The sequence below is a fragment of the Pseudomonas ficuserectae genome, from assembly GCF_024584585.1.
In the GTDB taxonomy this organism is placed as follows: Bacteria; Pseudomonadota; Gammaproteobacteria; order Pseudomonadales; family Pseudomonadaceae; genus Aquipseudomonas; species Aquipseudomonas amygdali.
In genome coordinates, this window is record NZ_CP085684.1 from 2,155,204 (window position 1) to 2,174,265 (window position 19,062).

General features: G+C 58.5%; 17 protein-coding genes and 2 pseudogenes. 7 read left to right on the plus strand and 12 right to left on the minus strand.

The annotated features are described in order from the left end of the window. Positions 1–18: 18 nt before the first annotated feature. Both LJU29_RS29560 and LJU29_RS29565 read left to right on the plus strand, forming a co-directional pair. A pseudogene (locus LJU29_RS29560) lies at positions 19–912 on the plus strand (methyl-accepting chemotaxis protein); the annotation flags it as partial. A gap of 201 nt (positions 913–1,113) precedes the next feature. Beyond that, entirely contained in the window at positions 1,114–1,818 is a 705-nt protein-coding gene (locus LJU29_RS29565) for a methyl-accepting chemotaxis protein (RefSeq protein WP_371217786.1), read from the plus strand. A 30-nt stretch (positions 1,819–1,848) separates the two neighbouring features. Here the strand turns inward: LJU29_RS29565 and LJU29_RS09520 are convergent, their stop codons facing one another. Further along, positions 1,849–2,670, minus strand: a complete 822-nt coding sequence (locus tag LJU29_RS09520) for a DMT family transporter (RefSeq protein WP_257112706.1) — start codon at positions 2,668–2,670, stop codon at positions 1,849–1,851. A 185-nt stretch (positions 2,671–2,855) separates the two neighbouring features. Here LJU29_RS09520 and LJU29_RS09525 point away from each other — a divergent pair, with 185 nt between their 5' ends. Next, the gene (locus tag LJU29_RS09525) at positions 2,856–3,710 is read left to right on the plus strand and encodes a LysR family transcriptional regulator (protein ID WP_054996354.1); all 855 of its coding nucleotides are present in this window, start codon (positions 2,856–2,858) and stop codon (positions 3,708–3,710) included. A 36-nt stretch (positions 3,711–3,746) separates the two neighbouring features. Here the strand turns inward: LJU29_RS09525 and LJU29_RS09530 are convergent, their stop codons facing one another. The 3 genes from LJU29_RS09530 to LJU29_RS09540 all read right to left on the minus strand — a co-directional run bounded on the left by LJU29_RS09530 (position 3,747) and on the right by LJU29_RS09540 (position 5,436). Further along, the gene (locus LJU29_RS09530; protein WP_005755973.1) at positions 3,747–4,031 is read right to left on the minus strand and encodes a type II toxin-antitoxin system RelE/ParE family toxin; all 285 of its coding nucleotides are present in this window, start codon (positions 4,029–4,031) and stop codon (positions 3,747–3,749) included. Further along, a complete protein-coding gene (gene relB, locus LJU29_RS09535) occupies positions 4,021–4,260 on the minus strand; it encodes a type II toxin-antitoxin system RelB family antitoxin (protein ID WP_011168200.1) in 240 nt (79 codons plus the stop codon). Before relB ends, LJU29_RS09530 begins: the two co-directional genes overlap by 11 nt. A gap of 159 nt (positions 4,261–4,419) precedes the next feature. Continuing rightward, positions 4,420–5,436, minus strand: a complete 1,017-nt coding sequence (locus LJU29_RS09540) for a 1-aminocyclopropane-1-carboxylate deaminase (protein WP_257112143.1) — start codon at positions 5,434–5,436, stop codon at positions 4,420–4,422. A gap of 186 nt (positions 5,437–5,622) precedes the next feature. On the opposite strand from LJU29_RS09540, the gene LJU29_RS09545 reads away from it, so the two are divergent. Both LJU29_RS09545 and LJU29_RS09550 read left to right on the plus strand, forming a co-directional pair. Further along, positions 5,623–6,129, plus strand: a complete 507-nt coding sequence (locus tag LJU29_RS09545) for an Lrp/AsnC family transcriptional regulator (protein ID WP_257112144.1) — start codon at positions 5,623–5,625, stop codon at positions 6,127–6,129. Positions 6,130–6,278: 149 nt separating this feature from the next. Beyond that, positions 6,279–7,187, plus strand: a complete 909-nt coding sequence (locus tag LJU29_RS09550; RefSeq protein WP_005744311.1) for a DUF808 domain-containing protein — start codon at positions 6,279–6,281, stop codon at positions 7,185–7,187. A 178-nt stretch (positions 7,188–7,365) separates the two neighbouring features. Here LJU29_RS09550 and LJU29_RS09555 read toward each other — a convergent pair whose 3' ends face one another. The 6 genes from LJU29_RS09555 to puuE all read right to left on the minus strand — a co-directional run bounded on the left by LJU29_RS09555 (position 7,366) and on the right by puuE (position 13,057). After that, positions 7,366–8,151 (minus strand): outer membrane protein OmpK, encoded by a 786-nt coding sequence (locus LJU29_RS09555; RefSeq protein WP_002552796.1) that lies wholly within the window; start codon positions 8,149–8,151, stop codon positions 7,366–7,368. Between the two features lie 392 nt (positions 8,152–8,543). Next, positions 8,544–9,818 carry a urate hydroxylase PuuD gene (locus LJU29_RS09560; RefSeq protein WP_257112145.1) on the minus strand — a complete coding sequence of 425 codons (1,275 nt, stop codon included), beginning with the start codon at positions 9,816–9,818 and terminating at the stop codon, positions 8,544–8,546. 5 nt (positions 9,819–9,823) lie between these two features. Next, complete coding sequence (locus tag LJU29_RS09565; RefSeq protein WP_002552798.1) at positions 9,824–10,336, minus strand: ureidoglycolate lyase; 513 nt, start codon at positions 10,334–10,336, stop codon at positions 9,824–9,826. A 242-nt stretch (positions 10,337–10,578) separates the two neighbouring features. After that, complete coding sequence (gene alc, locus LJU29_RS09570) at positions 10,579–11,574, minus strand: allantoicase (RefSeq protein ID WP_257112147.1); 996 nt, start codon at positions 11,572–11,574, stop codon at positions 10,579–10,581. Positions 11,575–11,615: 41 nt separating this feature from the next. Then, entirely contained in the window at positions 11,616–12,131 is a 516-nt protein-coding gene (gene uraD, locus LJU29_RS09575) for a 2-oxo-4-hydroxy-4-carboxy-5-ureidoimidazoline decarboxylase (RefSeq protein ID WP_057423582.1), read from the minus strand. Then, positions 12,128–13,057 carry an allantoinase PuuE gene (gene puuE / locus LJU29_RS09580; protein ID WP_005755962.1) on the minus strand — a complete coding sequence of 310 codons (930 nt, stop codon included), beginning with the start codon at positions 13,055–13,057 and terminating at the stop codon, positions 12,128–12,130. Before puuE ends, uraD begins: the two co-directional genes overlap by 4 nt. Positions 13,058–13,445: 388 nt before the next feature. Between puuE and uraH the strand changes: the two genes are divergently transcribed. Further along, positions 13,446–13,799, plus strand: a complete 354-nt coding sequence (gene uraH, locus LJU29_RS09585) for a hydroxyisourate hydrolase (RefSeq protein ID WP_005755958.1) — start codon at positions 13,446–13,448, stop codon at positions 13,797–13,799. A gap of 111 nt (positions 13,800–13,910) precedes the next feature. Beyond that, a complete protein-coding gene (locus tag LJU29_RS09590) occupies positions 13,911–14,663 on the plus strand; it encodes a GntR family transcriptional regulator (RefSeq protein ID WP_257112151.1) in 753 nt (250 codons plus the stop codon). Positions 14,664–14,812: 149 nt separating this feature from the next. Here the strand turns inward: LJU29_RS09590 and xdhB are convergent. Both xdhB and xdhA read right to left on the minus strand, forming a co-directional pair. Further along, positions 14,813–17,368 (minus strand): annotated as a pseudogene (gene xdhB / locus LJU29_RS09595) (xanthine dehydrogenase molybdopterin binding subunit). After that, a complete protein-coding gene (xdhA, locus tag LJU29_RS09600) occupies positions 17,361–18,815 on the minus strand; it encodes a xanthine dehydrogenase small subunit (RefSeq protein ID WP_057453575.1) in 1,455 nt (484 codons plus the stop codon). The pseudogene xdhB and the gene xdhA overlap by 8 nt, the downstream one beginning before the upstream one ends. Positions 18,816–19,062: the final 247 nt, after the last annotated feature.

Consider the following 19,062-nt stretch of genomic DNA (forward strand, 5'->3'; position numbering starts at 1 on the left):
AACCTGCTGATCGAGCGCATGGGTAAAAGCAGCAAGGTCGCGGAGATCAAGGCTGACGTTCTGAATGCCCGGATTGCTGCGCAAGCCTATGCGACCGGCCCTACCGCCGCAGGTGTGCAGAATTACGCCAGCGCGCTGGATACCTTGAGCCGCAGTGTCGATCAGGGCCTGCAAGTGTTCGTGATATCGAGCAACCTGGCCAAGCTGCGCGAGATCAAGGAGCAGGTGGGCGGTCTGAAGCAGACGTTCGACCAATTGGTCGGCATCAATCAGAAAGTCGACGAGGCGTTGAAACCGATCATCAAGGTTTCCGATGACGTCAGCGCGACCTTTGAGAATTTGCTGAACAAGACCATTGACGACACCTTGCGTTCGCCGAATGAAACCGGCATCAGGCAGGTCAAGATCGCTGGCGACCTGCGTAACGGCATGACCAATTTCCGTCTGGTGTTTCGCCGCTACCTGAGCGTTCCGAATGCCGACAACCGTCAGGCCACCTATAAGGCCGCCGACGCCCTGATCGCACAAGTGGACGCCGCTCGCAGCCAATTGCCTGTCGAGGCAAATGCTGCAGTGGATGCCGCGTTGGTGGCGTTGAAACAATACAAGGTCCTGATGTCGTCGATTTCGGACATGCTGCAGCAGACCGAGCAAGTCCGTACCGATCTGCAACAGCAATCCATAGCGACCGCTGCCCGTGCCGATGATCTGGCGGCGTTGCAGGTCATCAGTGCCAAGAAGGAACAACAAACCGCTGTGGTGCAATTGCTGAGCGTAGCGCTGGTCGTGCTGCTGGTCGGCATCTTTGCTGCGTTCCTGATCACGCGTCAGATTACCGTGCCGTTGAACAGCACCGTAATTGCGGCGCGCCGGATTGCCGACGGCGATCTGACCCATGACAGCAGCACCACCCGCCAGGACGAACTGGGCCTGTTGCAGAACACCATGCAGCACATGACGGTTTCTCTGCGCGGCCTGATCGGTGGCATCGGTAACGGTGTGACGCAGATCGCCACGGCGGCCGAACAGTTGTCTGCTGTCAGCGAACAGACCAGTGCCGGCGTTACGTTGCAAAAAAACGAAGTCGACCAGGTTGCCACCGCCATGAACGAAATGGCGTCGACCGTGCAGGAAGTAGCACGCAATACCGAAGACGCTTCGCTGGCGGCCAAACAGGCCAGCGAACGTGCCGCTCACGGTAGCAGTGTGGTGCAGCACGCCACTCGCGAAATCGGCCAATTGGCCGGTGAAGTGAAACAGCTGGGCGAAGCCATGCAGCGCCTCACCGAAGACAGTGGCAAGATCGGTAGCGTGATTGACGTGATCAAGGCCGTTGCCGAACAAACCAACCTGCTGGCGCTCAACGCGGCCATCGAGGCTGCACGTGCGGGTGAGCAGGGCCGTGGTTTTGCGGTGGTGGCTGACGAAGTACGTTCGCTGGCTCAGCGTACCCAGAACTCCACCACGGAAATCGAAGCGCTGATTCAGGCGTTGCAAAAAGGTACAGGTGCCGCATCGGGTCTGATGGATGCCAGCCTGCAACGCACCGAAGGCACAGTAGTGCTGGCTCGTCAGGCCGAACAGGCACTGGTTGAGATCAATCAGTCCATCGGTACGATCGAGCAGATGAGCCAGCAGATTTCTGCCGCGGCCGAGCAGCAGAGCGCCGTGACCGACGAAATCAACCGCAGCGTGCTCAGCGTGCGCGACATTGCTGATCAATCGGCTTCGGCAACCGAGCAAAGCGCCGCATCGACTGTAGAACTGGCCCGTTTGGGCAGCGATTTGCAGAGCATGGTGGCGCGTTTCAAGATTTAACTTCCCTGCATCAGGCGCCTTGTGACTCGGTCACGAGGCGACCTGCCGCGCTTCCGCCCGTACGACCATCCACACACCGACACCCGACACCGCCATGCCTGACGCCATCTGCCAAGACAGCGGCTCGTTGAACATCACCCAGGCCCAGAGCATTGTCACCGGTGGGCTGAGGTACAGCACGCTGGCAACGCGGGTGGCTGATGCGCGGCGCAGACACACCCAGTAAAGTCCGTAGCCGCCAAGCGTCGCCAGCCCCACCGTCCAGATCACGCTCAACGCAAACCCGGTACTGGGAATGGGGGCCAGGCTGCCCTGTGTTCCCTGGATGATGGCGAACGCGAAGCTCGATATAAAACATTGCAGCCACAGGTTGGGAAGCAGGTCCATGGGCTGCATGTGGGTCGAACGCTTCTGCCACAGCGTCGCAATGGCCAGCGACAACATGCCCAGCAGTGGCAGGCCGTAGGCCCACAATGGCGCATCTCCCACCGCCAGCGCGCTGTACGTGACCAGCACCACGCCGACCAGACCGACCACCAGCCCCGCCCAGATTTGCCAGACAAGCCGCTGCCCGAGCACGGCGGCAGCCAGCAGTGCCATGCCCATCGGCAACAAGTCGGCAAACAGCGCCGCGAGTCCCGCAGGTACGCCCAGCGCGATGCCCTGCGTAACGCCTGCCACGTAGCCCGCCATGGCCAGCAGACCGATGCCCGCATTTTTCAACAGCGTGGCAAGCGGTATCGATCTCAGTTGCCTGGCGACGAAAGGCATCAGGATCAACGTGACCACCACACAACGCCAGAACACCACCAGCAATGGTGGTGCGTAATCAAGCGAAAACCGCGCGCCGATGAAACCCGAGCTTCAGGTCAGGACAAGGGCTGCTTCCAGCAAGATAAGGGGAATGGCCTGATGCCAGGCAGGCCGCGTTACGCTCGGAGAAATCGATAGGTGCTGATTCATGGACACAGGTTACGAAGTCAGCGTAATCTAATAAATCAAAATTAAGTGCAGTAGTTGTTCGGGATTTATGAATCATGAGCGCAATTCTCGATATCGAACTGATACGTACTTTTCATGCCGTGGCGCGAATAGGGAAGTTTTCTGCGGCTGCCGAGCAACTTCACAAAAGCCCCGCGGCAGTCAGTGTGCATATCCAGCGGCTTGAGGCGGTAGCGGGCGGGCGTTTGCTCAATCGGGACAACCAGGCGGTGTCTCTCACTGCGCTGGGCAAGCGTTTGCTGGTCTCGACGACGGAATTGCTGTCCACCCATGACCGCGTGCTGGCTGACCTGCAAGGGACTCATCTGGCTGGGCGCATCACGCTGGGTGTTCCGGATGAGTACGCCGTTCATGTCATCCGCGACATCCTGCCGGTGTTCGCTGCGGCCTGGCCCAATGTGGTGCTGGAATTGAAAACCGCACCCAGCTACACCCTGCGCGAGCAGGTTGCGCGCGGCAAGTTGCAGACAGCAGTGATCGCGCAACCCAAAGGGCAGCCAAGTGCTGATACGCAGTTTCTGGTATCTACCAAGCCGGTCTGGGTCGGGCCGGCCAGCGTCGCACTGGGATCTGCGGACCCGTTGCCGCTGGCCATTCACGCAGCGCAATGTCCTTATCGTGAAGCCATGATGGCGTCGCTCAAAGACAACGGCCGCAAAATCCGTGTAGTTCTCGAAAGCCCGTCCAATCAGGCGATCAAAGCCTGTGTGGAAGCGGGCCTGGCGATCAGCCTTATTGATCGGAGCGGAGTCACGGAAGCCATGCAGATTCTCGATGACCTGCCTGAAATTCCCGAGCACGAAATCGTCTTCCTGCGCTCGCCGTCGTCACAGAACGACGAGGCGGTGAGCCTGCTGGCGCAGGCGCTGCAGAAGTATTTTCGGCTTTGATAGTGAAGCTGTGTGCACAGTAAACGTGTCTGCGGTTCACCACACGGGGGGCGATTGTCTTCTGGTGTGGAAAATCCTTAGAACCTGTAGCCGGCCGCTACGGATGCGATATGGAATCAGGTAAGGCAGGTCTGGCAGAGGCCATTCTCTGGTTCCGGCAATCCGTCCTTCCCGGCCCATGGCGGGAAAGCTCGCGAGCTGCGTCACGCTTGATTGAATTGCTTTCACGAAAACTGCGGCAGCAGCTGGATTGTCCTGTGCGATATACGCTGCCTCCTCATCCAGATTCTTTAGCGCCGTTTTAAGCCACTCAACCTGCATTGCCAGACCATTTGTCCATGACAGCTTTTACGTCCTCTGTACTGGCGAACTCGCCAGCGTCGGCTTCTTCAATCGCGCGCTGAATTTCGGCAATCTGCCATGCCTCGCGAGTCAGGTATTCGCGGAGCGCGTCGAGGGCCAAAAATGACTTGCTGCGCCCGGTCGCCTTTGCAAGGTGTGCAAGGGTATCCGCCATTTCGTCCGGCAGACGTAGAGACATTGTGGACATATACACCTCACACGTAGTTATTTGTATTGCATAAGGGTGCAGTGTAATACATGTGAATACACCTGTGGATGCAGTTTCCGTTTCAGGTCTGTCGGCTTTTTGAGCAGGTGCAAAATGGCCCGCGAATTCGCGGGCCATTCAGGCAACTTTCGGGATGGCTTAACCGTCCTTGAACAAAAAGCTGTAGGCATTCAACGCCGGTACGCCGCCCAAATGTGCGTAGAGCACTTTTGAGCCCTCGGGGAATTCGCCATTGCGCAGCATGTCGATCATGCCGTGCATGGATTTGCCTTCGTAGACCGGGTCGGTCAATACGCCTTCAAGGCGCGCGCAAAGGCGAATGGCTTCAAGGGTGCCCTCGTTCGGCAGGCCGTATTCGGGGTAGGCGTAGCGGGTGTCGAGCACCACGTCTTCGGCGGTGATTTCGCGGCCCAGTTCCACCAGTTTTGCGGTGTTCTGAGCGATGCGCAGGACTTGTGCGCGGGTCTTTTCCGGTTTGGCCGACGCATCAATACCGATCACACGCTGTGCCCGGCCATCGGCCGCGAAGCCGACGAGCATGCCTGCGTGAGTGCTGCCGGTCACCGAGCAGACCACGATGTAGTCGAATTTGAAGCCGAGTTCTTCTTCCTGCTGGCGTACCTCATCGGCAAAACGCACGAATCCCAGGCCGCCATAAGGGTGTTCCGAGCAGCCCGCAGGAATCGGGAACGGCTTGCCACCGCTTTCCTCGACGTCGGACATGGCCTTTTCCCAGCTCGGCCGAATGCCGATATCGAAGCCTGCCGAGTCCAGGCGCACATCGGCCCCCATGATGCGTGACATCTCGATATTGCCCACTCGGTCGTACAGGGCGTCTGAATAGTTGACCCAGTTTTCCTGAACCAGCACGCATTTCATACCCAGATGCGCCGCGACGGCTGCCACCTGACGGGTCTGGTTGGACTGGATGCCGCCGATCGACACCAGTGTGTCGTAGCCGCCGTCGATGGCTTCCGGCACCAGGTATTCCAGTTTGCGGGTCTTGTTACCGCCAAAGGCCAGACCGCTGTTGCAATCCTCGCGCTTGGCATACAACTCGACCTTGCCACCCAGATGCTCGCTCAAGCGTTTTAGAGGGGTGATGGGCGAGGGGCCGAAGGTCAGAGGGTAGCGCTTGAACTTGCTCAGGTTCATATAGGGGCTCCGTTGATAAGTTGATTCAGGCCTGCAAGGAATGAGTTCGACGTTTGAACGGTGTGCCTGAAGTGGTTCCTATCATAGGAAATAGCTGAATAATCGTGGTTGCAAAGAATTGTCTATTTGCAAAATCAGCGTTAGTGTCATGCCACTAATGCAAACTTTTATTTTGTGAAATTCATCATGAAAGCAATAAATGAACGCACTAAAAAGTTCGCTGGCGATGTAGCACCGCTGATGGACAGGATTGACCGCGCCATTCTCAAGACCCTGCAACGTGACGCCTCGATTTCCAACGTGGCACTCGCCGAGAAGGTCAAGCTGAGTCCGCCTGCTTGTTTGCGGCGCGTCGAGCGGTTGAAGGAGGCGGGCGTTATCAAGGGCGTGGTGGCGTTGCTCAATGGTGACGTTCTGGACGCGGGCATGGTGGTGCTGATCGGTGTGGTGCTCGACCGCTCGACCCCGGATTCATTTGCCCAATTTGAACAAGCCGCGCAGAAGGTGTCCGGCTGCATGGAGTTTCATGTGGTCACCGGCGAGTTCGATTACTTCATGCTGCTGCGCACCAAAGACAGTCAGAGTTTCAACCGCCTGCATGCCGAACAGCTGCTGTACTTGCCCGGTGTCAGACAGATCCGCTCGTTCATGGGACTGCGTCAGGTGGTGTCGACCACGCAATTACCCATTTAACCGGTTGCTCGACGTGGCCTGCTTGTACTACGCAGCGTCAAACGTTCACGTCTGATGAAGGTCAGAGTTGTTGACTGCCACACGATTGACCCTGGCGCATGATTCAATCAGTGCTATTTCCTTTTTTTACTTGCTCAAGGATTTTTATTTTGGCTGCTGGAAGCTTGCTTACCCTGCTCGACGATATTGCGACCCTGCTGGATGACGTGGCACTGGCCACCAAGAAAACCGCGGGTGTGCTGGGGGATGATCTGGCGCTCAATGCCCAGCAGGTCACCGGAGTTTCAGCCGATCGCGAACTGCCCGTTGTCTGGGCCGTGGCCAAGGGCTCGTTGCTCAACAAGGCAATCCTGGTTCCAGCGGCACTGTTGATCAGCGCCTTCGCGCCCTGGGCGATTCTTCCCTTGTTAATGATCGGCGGCGCGTTCCTATGCTTTGAAGGTTTCGAGAAAATCGCCCATAAATGGCTGCATCCCGAAACCGGCGAAGAGCATGATCAGCGCAAGCAGGCGGCCACGGATGCTTCAGTGGACATGGTGGCGTTCGAAAAGGACCGTATCAAAGGCGCGATTCGCACCGACTTCATTCTTTCGGCAGAAATCATCGTGCTGGCGCTGGGCGTAGTGTCGGCCCGACCGTTCATGGATCAGGTCGGTGTACTGGTTATTGTCGCTGTGCTGATTACCGTGGGTGTCTATGGACTTGTGGCAGGTATCGTCAAACTTGACGACCTGGGCCTGTACCTGAAAAAGACTGCAAGCTCTGCGGCGCAGAAAATCGGTGGTGCTTTGCTCTGGCTTGCGCCGGTATTGATGAAGGTACTGTCGATTGTCGGTACTGCGGCCATGTTCATGGTCGGCGGCGGGATTCTGGTTCACGGTCTGCCATTTGCTCACCATTGGGTCGAAGGCGTGACCGAAGCTGCAGCCGGTGCGGTGGGCGGGCTGTCGATGGTCGTCCCGACGCTGATCGATGCGGTCGCCGGGGTTATCGCTGGCGCGGTGCTGGTGTTGGTCGTGACGCTGATTGGCAAGGTCTGGAAAGCGGCTAGGGAGTGAGTGGAGGCGGGCGCCGCGCAGGAGTTGAATATCGTGCCAATGCTCCGCGTTGGCATGCATCCCGTGACGCTCCGCGTCACAGATCTGCGCAGCAACACCCTCTCAAGGTTGGGCGCAGAGGCTTCAGAAATGCGTTCCCGCGCTGAGCGCGGGAACGAGCGTCACAACCGGATCGTGCTTAGAAGAACACCTTCACCAGCAAACTCGCGGTGTTCTGGTCGGTGTCGAACGAGCGGCTGTCCTTGATGCCGTATTTGTTGGTCCAGTAATCGTATTCGATACCGACGTACAGCTGACGCTCAGGGTAATTCAGTGCCTTGCCCAGGTCATATTTGATCTGCGGGTTGAAGTGCAGGTTGGAGTGGTAAGTACCACGCGACGTCTTGTCGTTGTCCACTACCCAGTCCATGAAACCGTCGATCAGCACATCCGATTTGCCCATGGGGATGGTGTAGGACCACACCGGGGTAATCTGCCATACGCCATCGCCCGGACGGTTGCCTTCGGTCTGGCGCTGGTAGAAGTTCAGCTGGAAGTAGTCGAAACCCGGGATCTTCAAATCGAACGCCGGGCCGATCAGGTAAGACTCGTTATCGCCTTCGCCAAATTCGTAAGTTGCCGCAATCAGCACATCGCTGATCGGGCCGAACTCAAACTTCTGGCCAAATATCTTGCCCAGCGACAGGCGGGGCGAGAATTCACCGTAATAGGTGTTATCGCCAGCCGTTGCGTCTCCCTTACCGTTGTAGAAAATCTTGTCGACGAAGAAGAAGTTGTCGCCGTACTTCCAGCTGTCAGCATGTTCAAAGGTGAACGTCTGCTGGTTTGCCGGGTTGACGGCAAAGTCTCGTCCATTGAGATAGGTCAGGCTATTGCTCTGCCACTGGAAGATATCCCCGGCCATGGCTGGCGCAGCGGCCAGCAGACTGCTGGCCAGTAACACGCTGGAAAACGTACGGTTCATGCGGTGAGTCCCTTGAAGTAGATCGTGATTTTTTCAGACTGGCGTTCTCTAAATGACGCCTTGTCTGTGGTTGCAGTAATTTGTCTGTCTGGTCAGCTTTGTGTTGTTAGCAAGAGCTGCGCCAAACAGTGAAAAAAAGTTGAAGTAATCCCCAAACCGGCATCAACGTGTCGGTTTCAAGTCATTTTTCCGGGTCGACAGAGTCCTGACCGTACAGTCAGCTAGTTGGCTGTTCGGTCAAAGTCAGCGTACAAGGAGCGGTTGTCCGGTTTTGCAGCGGCGGCGGAGAATACTGACTTGCGTCGTCTGGCTCAAGTGCTCCAGCGCAGGGCGTCTGGAGCGAAAGTGGGGCGAGTGCGCCCCGTGTCAGGAGCGCTTGGTTAGCGAGGGGCTCAGTTAGTGTGTGCGCCTTGATCGACCCAGGCACCGACCAGTTCGCGTTCCTGCTGAGTCATCTGGGTGATGTTGCCCAATGGCATGATCGGCGAGGTGACGGCCTGCGCCTTGATGCGCGGGGCCTGCTGCTGAATCTGTTCTGGCGTATCGAACATCACTCCCGCAGGCGCAACGCTGAACAACTGACTGGTAGGCGTGGCCGAATGGCACACCGTGCAACGATGCTGAATCACTTCATGCACTTTGGCGAAGTCCGCGCCGGTACTGGCAGGCTTGGCCTCGACCGGCGCGGTGACCGGCTCCGGAGGTTTCTCGTCGGCCCGATGACCGCCGACTGCGGTGCCGGGCAGCGGTTGATAGACGATTTTCGCGGGAGGTTGCGCAGGGCCGGTGACGTACGCCAGGCAGAGCATGCCCAGCGCAGCGACCGGCAGGGTCCAGGCGAATCGATGGCTGTCATGTCTTTTATTGAAATAGTGGCGCACCAGGACCGCCAGCAGTGCGATGCCCGCCAGAATCAGCCAGTTGTACTCACTGCCGTATGTGCTCGGAAAGTGGTTGCTGATCATGATGAACAGCACGGGCAGGGTGAAGTAGTTATTGTGACGCGAGCGCAGCAGGCCCTTGGCGGGCAGGCTTGGGTCAGGCGTGCGGTTCTCGGCAATTGCCGCCACCAAGGCGCGCTGGGCCGGCATGATGATGCGGAACACGTTGCCGACCATGATGGTGCCCATGATCGCGCCCACATGCAGATAGGCACCGCGACCGCTGAACACTTTGCTGAACCCGTACGCCGCGGCCACCAGCAGCAGGAACAGAATCAGGCCCAGCAGTGCAGGGCGCTTGCCCAGTGGCGAGTCGCACAGAAAACTGTAGATGAACCAGCCGACGAACAACGAACCCAGGCCGATGTGCACGCCTTCGGCACCACTGAGGCTGCTGCCCGGCGCCAACAGGTACAACGTCGGATTGGCGTAGAACACCACGCACAACAGGGCCACGCCCGACAGCCAGGTTGAATACGCTTCCCATTTGAACCAGTGCAGATTCTCCGGCATGGTCGGCGGCGCGAGCTTGTACTTCTCCAGGTGATAAATGCCACCGCCGTGGATCGCCCATAAATCACCGGACAACCCTTCACGCGGGTTGCTGCGGTTGAGGTTGTTCTCCAGCCAGACAAAGTAGAACGATGCGCCGATCCAGGCCACGCCCACAATCATGTGAATCCAGCGTACGCCCAGATTCAGCCATTCCATCATATGTGCCAGCACGGTTTTTACCCTTCCAGTGGGTTGGGATCGAGAACCAGCAACTGGCTCTCGGCAAAGTAATGCTCGTCGCAGTTGTTGCCTTCGCCACTGCGATCAACCACCAGGAAGTCATCCCGCTTTTCGATCGTCAGCACCGGATGGTGCCAGACGCCGCGATGGTAATTGACACCCTGCCTGCCGTTCGACACGAAGGCGCGGGTCAGCTCTGATTCAGGCACATCGCCAACCGGCGCGACCACGATCAGAAAGGGGTTGCCGAGCAGCGGGATGAAGGCCTGGCTGCCCTGCGGGTGACGCTCCAGCATGCCAATGGTCAACGGCATCGGCAGCGCTTCGGCGCGGAATATGCTGATGATCGCCTTGTCATCCGGTTGCGCGGTCTGTACTTCAGCCAGACGATGAAAGCGCATGGTCGAGCCGTTATTGATCATGAAATGATCGCTGCCATCGGTTTCGATCACATCACCGAATGGCGCAAAAGCTTCCTTGGTCAGTGGCTCGATTATCAGTTTGCGCATGCGGATTCTTCTTCAATGGCTTCAGGGTTTATCGCACTTGGCGCGCCTGGAATACGGTTCTCGCCTGCTTCTGCCCGAAGGGCGTGGGAGCGAACTTGTTCGCGAAAGGGCCGGTACATCCCCTGAAGATGTACCGTTTGGAACAACGCCTTCGCGAACAAGTTCGCTCCTACAGCCTTCGGCCAGAATCCAAATCAGGCCTGTGTATGATGCGGAGCGTGGGAACGAGAGTTCACACGTTGTTACCCGAACACCTTGCCCAGCACTCGCAGGCGGCTCACACCACCGTCAGGGAATACGTTCAGGCGGATATGGGTGATCGGGCCGATGGCGTTGATCTGCTCGGCGAACTCGTGTTCGGCGTGCATGGTCAGCTTCTGGCTTGGCAGCAGTTCGCGCCAGAACAGGCTCTGGGTTTCGATCTGGCTGTCGGTATCGCCCTTGACGAAAGCACCCTGAATCGAGCAGCTGTCCGGGTAGTTGCCCTTGAAGTGCAGGGTATCGACAATGACTTTCTCGACTTCGCCCTTGTGCCCCAGCGCCACAATCACCCAGTCGTTGCCCGGTGTGCGACGGCGGGCGGTTTCCCAGCCGTCGCCCATGTTCACGCCACGGCCGGGGTTGAGGATGTTGCTCATGCTGCCGTAGTGCTCGTCCGAGCATGCAATCGACCGGCCACCGTTGAGTGCCGCCACCAGATCGATCTGCTCGTCCTCGCTGACTTTCGACCAGTCGCGATGCGGCACGCCGTAGACCCGCAGGCGCGCTACGCCGCCGTCCGGGTAGATATTGAAGCGCAGGTGGCTGAACGCCTGATCGTTGCTGATCTCGTGGTAATGATGGCTGTTGCCTTGCAGCTCCACAGACGGCAGCACTTCGGTCCAGGCGGTGTTTTCATCGGGTTCGCCAGAGGCCAGAAAGCACGCTTCCAGCGAAGCGGAAGGCGGAAAGTTGCCGGTGAAAAACGAGGTATCAATGTCTACACCCTTGATGGTGCCAGCTACACCGAGGCGGATCACTGCGCTGTCGTATCCTTCGAAACGCTTGCGGCGCGACTCCCAGCCGTCCATCCACTTGCCGTTGTCGTCGAACACGCCTTCTTTCCAGACCGCCGGGGTCGGCTGGAACAACCGGTTGGCATCTGCGAACCAGTCATCGGTGACCGAAAGGATTTTGGTGCCCAGGCGCGCGTCGGCCAGGTTCACGAACTTCTCGAACGGTGCGGCGTAAACTTTCATGCTTCTTGTCTGCCTTCTGAACAGGTTGATAACGGCGACGCTCAAAGCGCCTGTAGACGAAACAGTGCGATTTTGTTGATCTCGGCCAGGGCGCAAGTGAACTCGGCCTCGGGCGAGTGATGGATGCGTTGCTCGAACGCCGCCAGAATTTTGTGTCTGTCGCTGCCCTTGACCGCCATGATGAACGGAAAGCCGAAGCGGGCCTTGTAAGCCTCGTTCAGCTCGGTAAAGCGCTGGAACTCCTCAGGCGTGCAGTGGTGGATACCGGCGCCTGCCTGCTCATCGGTACTGGCCTGAGTCAGCTCACCCTGGATAGCCGCCTTGCCGGCCAAGTCCGGGTGGGCATTGATCAGCGCCAGCTGTTGCGCGTGAGTGGCACCGAGCAATAGTTTGCTCATGCGCGCATGCAGGGCCTCGACCTGATCCAGCTCGGGGCCAGCGTCCTCGTCGAAGGCCTGCTGCGCGATCCACGGTGAGTGTTCGTAGATATCGGCAAAGGCTGCGATGAATGCGTCCCGGCCCAGGCTTGAAGGTGTCAGTGTTTTAAACGTGCTCATTGCTCGGCCTTGCCGGTAAACGGATGTTCAGTGTGCCAGTGCCTGGCGATATCGACACGTCGGGTGAACCACACCTGCTCATGGCCTTTGACGTACTCAATGAAACGCTTGAGCGCGGCCAGCCGGGCAGGGCGACCGATCAGGCGGCAATGCAGACCGATGGAAAGCATCTTCGGTGCGTCTTCGCCTTCGGCATACAGCACGTCGAACGCGTCCTTGAGGTATTGAAAGAATTGTTCGCCATTGTTGAAGCCCTGCACCTGGGTGAAGCGCATGTCGTTGGTGTCCAGCGTGTAGGGGATGACCAGATGCGGCTTGCCGGTGGGATTGTTCGGCTCCCAGTACGGCAGGTCGTCGTCGTAGGTGTCGCAATCATAGAGAAAACCGCCTTCCTCCATCACCAGTCGCCGCGTATTGGGCCCGGTGCGCCCGGTGTACCAGCCCAGCGGCCGTTCGCCACTGATCTCGGTGAGGATCTGAATCGCCTGGCGCATGTGTTCACGCTCGTCGGCTTCTTCCATGTTCTGATAGTCGATCCAGCGATAACCGTGGCTGCAGATTTCGTGACCGTCGGCGACCATGGCGCGGATCACCTCGGGGTGACGCTGCGCAGCCATGGCCACGGCGAAGATGGTCAGGGGAATATCGAACTGCTTGAACAGCCTGAGAATGCGCCAGACACCTGCGCGGCTGCCGTACTCGTACAGCGACTCCATGCTCATGTTGCGCTGGCCCTGGAGTGGCTGCGCGGCAACCATCTCGGACAGAAAGGCTTCTGATTCCTTGTCGCCATGCAGAATATTGCGCTCGCCACCTTCCTCGTAATTCAGCACGAATGACAAGGCAATGCGCGCGTTGCCCGGCCAGCGTGGATGAGGCGGGTTGTTGCTGTAACCGATCAGGTCGCGTGGGTAGTCAGCGCTCACTGCAAGCTTCCTTTTGTGCGTTATGTGCGTTAAGCCAGGTGCGGTGCGAATGGCAGACAAGGCACTGCAACGCGCAGATTGTATACAATTTTATTTTCGGCTTGTAACCCTGTAGGTTTCGTTACCGATTTGTGCCGGTTCAAATAAAGCAAGCAAGAAACCTGCCTGAGTGGTCAGCTAATCGAAAAAAATCTGATATTTTTCCTTTGCTTCCTTTCTTTTCAGGTAATTCGACGATTGGCGAGCAGCACAGGCGTCAGCTGCAATCCACTGAAGATTTTATTGTGTACAGGTTTTTGCGAAAGTGTCTTAATCGGTCGCAATCGCACCATGCAGAGCACTTCATTGGTGCACTGTTTCACCATCGCCGGATGTGAGGAGTGAAGTTTTGGGGAAATTGACCACACACGTGCTGGACGCTGCCCACGGTTGCCCAGGCAATGCAATCCGCATTGAATTGTATCGGGTCGAAGGCCAGCAGCTTCTGCACGTTGTCAGCGCTGTCACCAACAGCGACGGACGTTGCGATGCGCCCCTGTTGCAGGGAGACACTTATCAGTCCGGGGTTTATCAACTGCACTTTCAGGCTGGCGATTATTACCGTGCGCGAGACGTGGTATTGAATGAACCGGCCTTTCTCGATGAAGTGGTGCTGCGCTTTGGCATTGATGCAGGTCAGGAACACTTTCATGTACCGCTGTTAATCTCGCCGTACAGCTACTCGACGTATCGGGGCAGCTGAGTGCCTCTTGCCCGCCCCACACTGCGGGCCTTTTTTTGCGCGCGTTTCCGGTTTTGCCCTGTGTACAATGCGCCAGTCCCAACGCCGTAATCCATCTGCGCACGAGTGCCCATGAACGACCAGTCCCTGCCTCTCAAGAAACAGCCGCGCGGCACGACCAGCGCCAGCCGCAGCGTTACTCAGGACGATGTCGTTTACGAGCATATTTTCGATGCCATTCTGGAGCAGCGGCTGGCGCCGGGCACCAAATTGAGTGAAGAGGCGCTGGGCGAGATCTTTGGTGTCAGCCGCACCATCATTCGTCGCGCTCTATCGCGGTTGGGGCACGAAGGTGTGGTGCTGTTACGCCCCAATCGTGGCGCGGTGGTCGCCAGCCCCAGCGTCGAAGAGGCGCGCCAGGTATTTTTTGCCCGGCGCATGGTCGAGAAGGCAATCACTGAACTGGCAGTCGCGCACGCCACTGCCGAGCAACTGGCCGAACTGCGTCAGATGGTCAGCGACGAGCGCGACAGCTTTGCCCGTGGTGATCGAGGTGCAGGCATCCGTCTCTCCGGCGAATTCCATCTGCAACTGGCCGTAGCCGCCAGAAACGCGCCGCTGATCAGCTTCCAGCGCAGCCTGGTATCGCAGACTTCATTGATCATTGCCCAGTACGAAACCGGCAACCGCACACATTGTTCCTATGACGAACACGCTCAGCTGATCGACGCTATCGAAGCGCGCGATGCGCCGCTCGCCGTCGAGTTGATGATGCATCACATGGACCACATCGACGGCAAGCTCAACCTCGACCAGGACAGTGCCTCGGACGATTTGCATGCAGTGTTCTCGCACGTCATGGGTCAGAAAAAGACCGGGCGTTAAGGCTATGTGGATGAACAATTATTGTGCGACGCTCCGCGTCGCATGCCGTTCTGGAAGCTCCGCGTCCTCTTGCGACGCAGAGCGTCGAGACCTGCATTCCCACGCGGAGCGTAGGGAACGATAACCTCAACTCCGTGCTGAAGCTTTGACTATCGTGCGACGCTCTGCGTCGCATGCCGTTCCGGACACTCCTGCTTCAGGACAGAGTGATCCAGGCCAGGCGCCTTCTCGAGCAAGCTCGCTCCCACGGGGGCATCCTGAACAGGTGAAGGCGAGCCTGGCGAAGCTTCACTTACCCGCGAAGGGGCGGAAGCAATCGGCTCGGCGCCTTCGCCGGATGCGCGACGCGCAGTGCTTTTGTGGCGCATCTGCTCACAGCCCCACAACACTTTTTCCAGCGTCGCCGGGGCGTCGATGTTTGGTTGATGGCGGTAGTCGCCCAGACTCGCCACGGCGTCTTTGATCGCGCACCAGTCGGCGATGCCGAGCATGAACGGCGGTTCGCCAACGGCCTTGGAATGAAACACCGTGTCTTCCGGGTTCTTGCGGTTCTCTACCAGCTTGATGCGCAGATCGAGCGGCATGTCCGCCACTGCCGGGATCTTGTAGGACGCCGGGCCGCTGGTCATCAGCTTGCCCTTGTCGTTCCACACCAGTTCCTCGGTGGTCAGCCAGCCTGCGCCTTGAATGTAGCCGCCTTCGACCTGGCCGATATCGATGGCCGGGTTCAGCGAGGCGCCGACGTCGTGCAGAATGTCGGTGCGCAACATCTTGTATTCGCCGGTCAGCGTGTCGACGATGACCTCGACGCAGGCCGCACCAAACGCGTAGTAATAGAACGGTCGGCCACGCGCCTGGCTGCGGTCATAGAAAATCTTCGGCGTCTTGTAATAGCCGGTGCTGGACAACGAAACCTGGCCCATCCAGGCCAATTGCGCCAGCTCGGCGAAGGGCAGGAAAATATCGCCGATCCGCACATGGCCGTTGCGAAACTCGACTTCTGTTTCTGCCACCTGATAGCGCCGGGCGGCGAACTCCACCAGCCGCTGCTTGAGGGTTTCAGCGGCATTCTGCGCGGCCTTGCCGTTCAGGTCGGTGCCGCTTGAGGCGGCGGTGGGCGAGGTGTTCGGCACCTTGTCGGTGTTGGTGGCGGTGATCTGAATACGGTCGATGTCCACTTGAAACACTTCAGCCACGACCTGCGCGACTTTGGTGTTCAAACCCTGGCCCATCTCGGTGCCGCCATGGTTCAGGTGGATGCTGCCGTCGGTGTAGATGTGAATCAGCGCGCCTGCCTGATTGAGGAAGCTGGCGGTAAAGGAAATGCCGAATTTGACCGGCGTCAGCGCCAGCCCTTTTTTCAGGATCGGGCTGCCGGCATTGAACGCACGAATCGCTTCGCGGCGCTCGGCATACTGGCTGCTCTACTCGAGGTCGGCGGTCATCTCTTCCAGCAGGTTGTGCTCGACCGTCTGGTAATAGTGCGTGACGTTACGCTCGGTCTTGCCGTAATAGTTGGCCTTGCGCACCGCCAGCGGGTCCTTGCCGAGGAAGCGCGCGATGCAGTCCATGACTTCTTCGATGGCGACCATACCTTGCGGGCCGCCAAAGCCACGGTAGGCCGTGTTGGATGCGGTGTGAGTCTTGCAGCGATGGCCGTTGACCGTGGCTTCGCCCAGATAGTAGGCGTTGTCGGCGTGAAACATGGCGCGGTCGACAATCGACGCAGACAGGTCCGGCGAGTAGCCGCAGTTGCCTGCCAGATCCAGCTCGATACCCTGCAAACGACCCTCGTCGTCGAAGCCCACGTCGTACTCGATATAGAACGGATGGCGCTTGCCGGTCATCTGCATGTCTTCAAAGCGTTGCAGGCGCATCTTGGTGGGCTGGCCGGTCAGCCGGGCAATCACGGCGCACAGGCAGGCCGGGCTGGCCGCTTGGGTTTCCTTGCCGCCAAAGCCACCGCCCATGCGCCGCATGTCGACCACGATGCGGTTCATCGACACGCCCAGTACCTCGGCCACCAGCTTCTGGATTTCCGTGGGGTTCTGGGTCGAGCAATAGACGATCATGCCGCCGTCTTCGGTCGGCATCACCGAGGATATCTGGGTTTCCAGGTAAAAATGTTCCTGGCCGCCAATGTGCAGGTTGCCCTGCAAACGGTGGGTTGCGCCTGCCAGCGCTGCGGCCGAGTCGCCACGTTTGTGCGTGTGGCTGTCGAGCACAAAGTGTTTCTGACGCAGCGCCTGAACCACATCCAGCACCGGCTCCAGGTCCTCATATTCGATAATCGCCGCCATTGCCGCCTGCCGGGCAATGTCCAGATCGCGAGCAGCAACGGCAAGCACCGGTTGACCGACAAACTCCACCGTGTCGATGGCCAGCAGCGGATCGCCGGGCAGCAACGGCCCGATATCCTTCAGCCCCGGAATATCCTGATGGGTAATCGCGATGCGTACTCCGTCGAAGGCGTAGCAGGGCGAGGTGTCGATGCTGATGATTCGCGCGTGGGCACGGTCGGAAAGACGTGCATACACATGCAACTGATTGGGAAACTCTAGGCGATCATCAATATACACCGCTTCGCCGGACACATGTTTGTCGGCGCTGTCATGCTTGACGCTGCGACCGACGCCAGTGCTCAAGCCCTGCTGAAACACGGCGAGCATTTCGGCCTGGGTAATGGATGGAGAATGCTCAGACATAGTCAGTCACCCGCGTTGCGACGGCAGGCGTCTGCACTTCGATGAAATACTTGCGCAGCAGGTTCTGCGCGCTCAACAGGCGATATTCCTTGCTGGCACGGAAGTCCGACAGCGGCGTGAAATCTTCGCTCAGTGCGGCGCAGGCCTGCTCAACGGTTTCACTGCTCCAGAGCTGACCGACCAGGGCTCGCTCGCAGGCCGCTGCGCGCTTCGGAATCGCCGCCATGCCGCCATACGCCACACGTGCCTCGCGGATCACGCCGTCTTCTATAGTCAGGCGGAACGCCGCACAGACTGCCGAGATGTCGTCATCCAGACGTTTGGAGACTTTATAGGCACGAAAGGTCTGCAGTGGATTGGCGGTCGGCACGATGATCTTTTCGATGAACTCACTCTCCTGGCGAGCCGTGACCTTGTAGTCGATGAAGTAATCCTCCAGCGCCAGCGTGCGTTGGCCGTTGCCTTTGCGCAGCACGATCTGCGCGCCAAGGGCGATCAGCAGGGGCGGGGAGTCGCCAATCGGCGAGGCATTGCCGATATTGCCACCCAGCGTGCCCTGATTGCGGATCTGCAACGAGGCGAAGCGTTGTAGTAACTCGCCAAAGTCCGGGTATTCGGCCTTTAGTGCTGCATAACAATCGGTCAGCGGAGTGGCCGCGCCGATCTCCAGACGGTCGTCGAAACGCTTCACGCCTTTCATCTCGTCGATGTGTCCGACGTAAATCATCACCGGCAACTGTTTGTGAAATTGGGTGACTTCCAGCGCCAGATCAGTGCCGCCCGCCAGCAGACGGGCCTGCGGATGGCTGCCATAAAGGTCGGCCAGGTCTGCCACGGTCAGCGGAATGAAGCAGTTTTTTTCGCCGTCGCTCAGTGCTTCGGTCTGGGCCGGGGTGATTGCCCGCAGGCGCTCGACCGTCTCAGCCTGGCGCTGATCGAACTGATCCGGCTGGCGCTGGCTGCAAGACTGCTCTGCGGCGGCCAGAATAGGGCGATAACCGGTGCAGCGGCACAAATTGCCTGCCAACGCTTCGTGAGCCTGATGCGCGTTGGCGTCGGTGCTGTTCTTTTGCAGGGCAAACAGCGACATCACAAAGCCTGGGGTACAGAAGCCGCATTGCGAGCCGTGACACTCGACCATGGCCTGTTGCACGCTGTGCAACTGACCCTGGTGCTTGAGGTCTTCGACGCTGATCAATTGCTTGCCGTGCAGCGACGCCATGAACGTCAGGCACGAATTGAGGCTGCGATAACGCAACGTTTGCTTGCCATCGGCGTCACTGTGCAACTCGCCAACCACGACGGTGCAGGCACCGCAGTCTCCGCTGGCACAACCTTCCTTGGTACCGGGCTTGTGTGCCTGCTCACGCAGGTAGGTCAGCACGGTCATGTTCGGATTCAGGCTGCGCTCGGTTTTTAGCTCTTGGTTCAAAAGGAACTGAATCACGGCGCAAAGCCCTCACATTTATTGTCATCAGACATGTCGATGAATCTATCAGCTCTGCTTATTGGGTCAATTTGTTTCTGACTTAAGAGTCAGGAAATTGAGTTTTTCAGCAATCTGCCGATCAGAGGCACACTGGTTCTTGAGTCGCCCATTGGGTTGTATTCAAGGTTTTGCGTATTTCGTGCCAGTTTCCGCGTCTATGGCCCTGCGCCATCCGTACCGGTTGCGCTACACTTCGCGGCTTGCA

Bases quoted from the DNA above. Each gene is read 5' to 3' on its own strand.
- LJU29_RS29565 (WP_371217786.1), top strand. From the start codon at position 1,114: ATGGCGTCGACCGTGCAGGAAGTAGCACGCAATACCGAAGACGCTTCG.
- LJU29_RS09525 (WP_054996354.1), top strand. From the start codon at position 2,856: ATGAGCGCAATTCTCGATATCGAACTGATACGTACTTTTCATGCCGTG.
- LJU29_RS09530 (WP_005755973.1), bottom strand. From the start codon at position 4,031: ATGCAGGTTGAGTGGCTTAAAACGGCGCTAAAGAATCTGGATGAGGAG.
- relB (WP_011168200.1), bottom strand. From the start codon at position 4,260: ATGTCCACAATGTCTCTACGTCTGCCGGACGAAATGGCGGATACCCTT.
- LJU29_RS09540 (WP_257112143.1), bottom strand. From the start codon at position 5,436: ATGAACCTGAGCAAGTTCAAGCGCTACCCTCTGACCTTCGGCCCCTCG.
- LJU29_RS09545 (WP_257112144.1), top strand. From the start codon at position 5,623: ATGAAAGCAATAAATGAACGCACTAAAAAGTTCGCTGGCGATGTAGCA.
- LJU29_RS09555 (WP_002552796.1), bottom strand. From the start codon at position 8,151: ATGAACCGTACGTTTTCCAGCGTGTTACTGGCCAGCAGTCTGCTGGCC.
- LJU29_RS09565 (WP_002552798.1), bottom strand. From the start codon at position 10,336: ATGCGCAAACTGATAATCGAGCCACTGACCAAGGAAGCTTTTGCGCCA.
- alc (WP_257112147.1), bottom strand. From the start codon at position 11,574: ATGAAAGTTTACGCCGCACCGTTCGAGAAGTTCGTGAACCTGGCCGAC.
- uraD (WP_057423582.1), bottom strand. From the start codon at position 12,131: ATGAGCACGTTTAAAACACTGACACCTTCAAGCCTGGGCCGGGACGCA.
- LJU29_RS09590 (WP_257112151.1), top strand. From the start codon at position 13,911: ATGAACGACCAGTCCCTGCCTCTCAAGAAACAGCCGCGCGGCACGACC.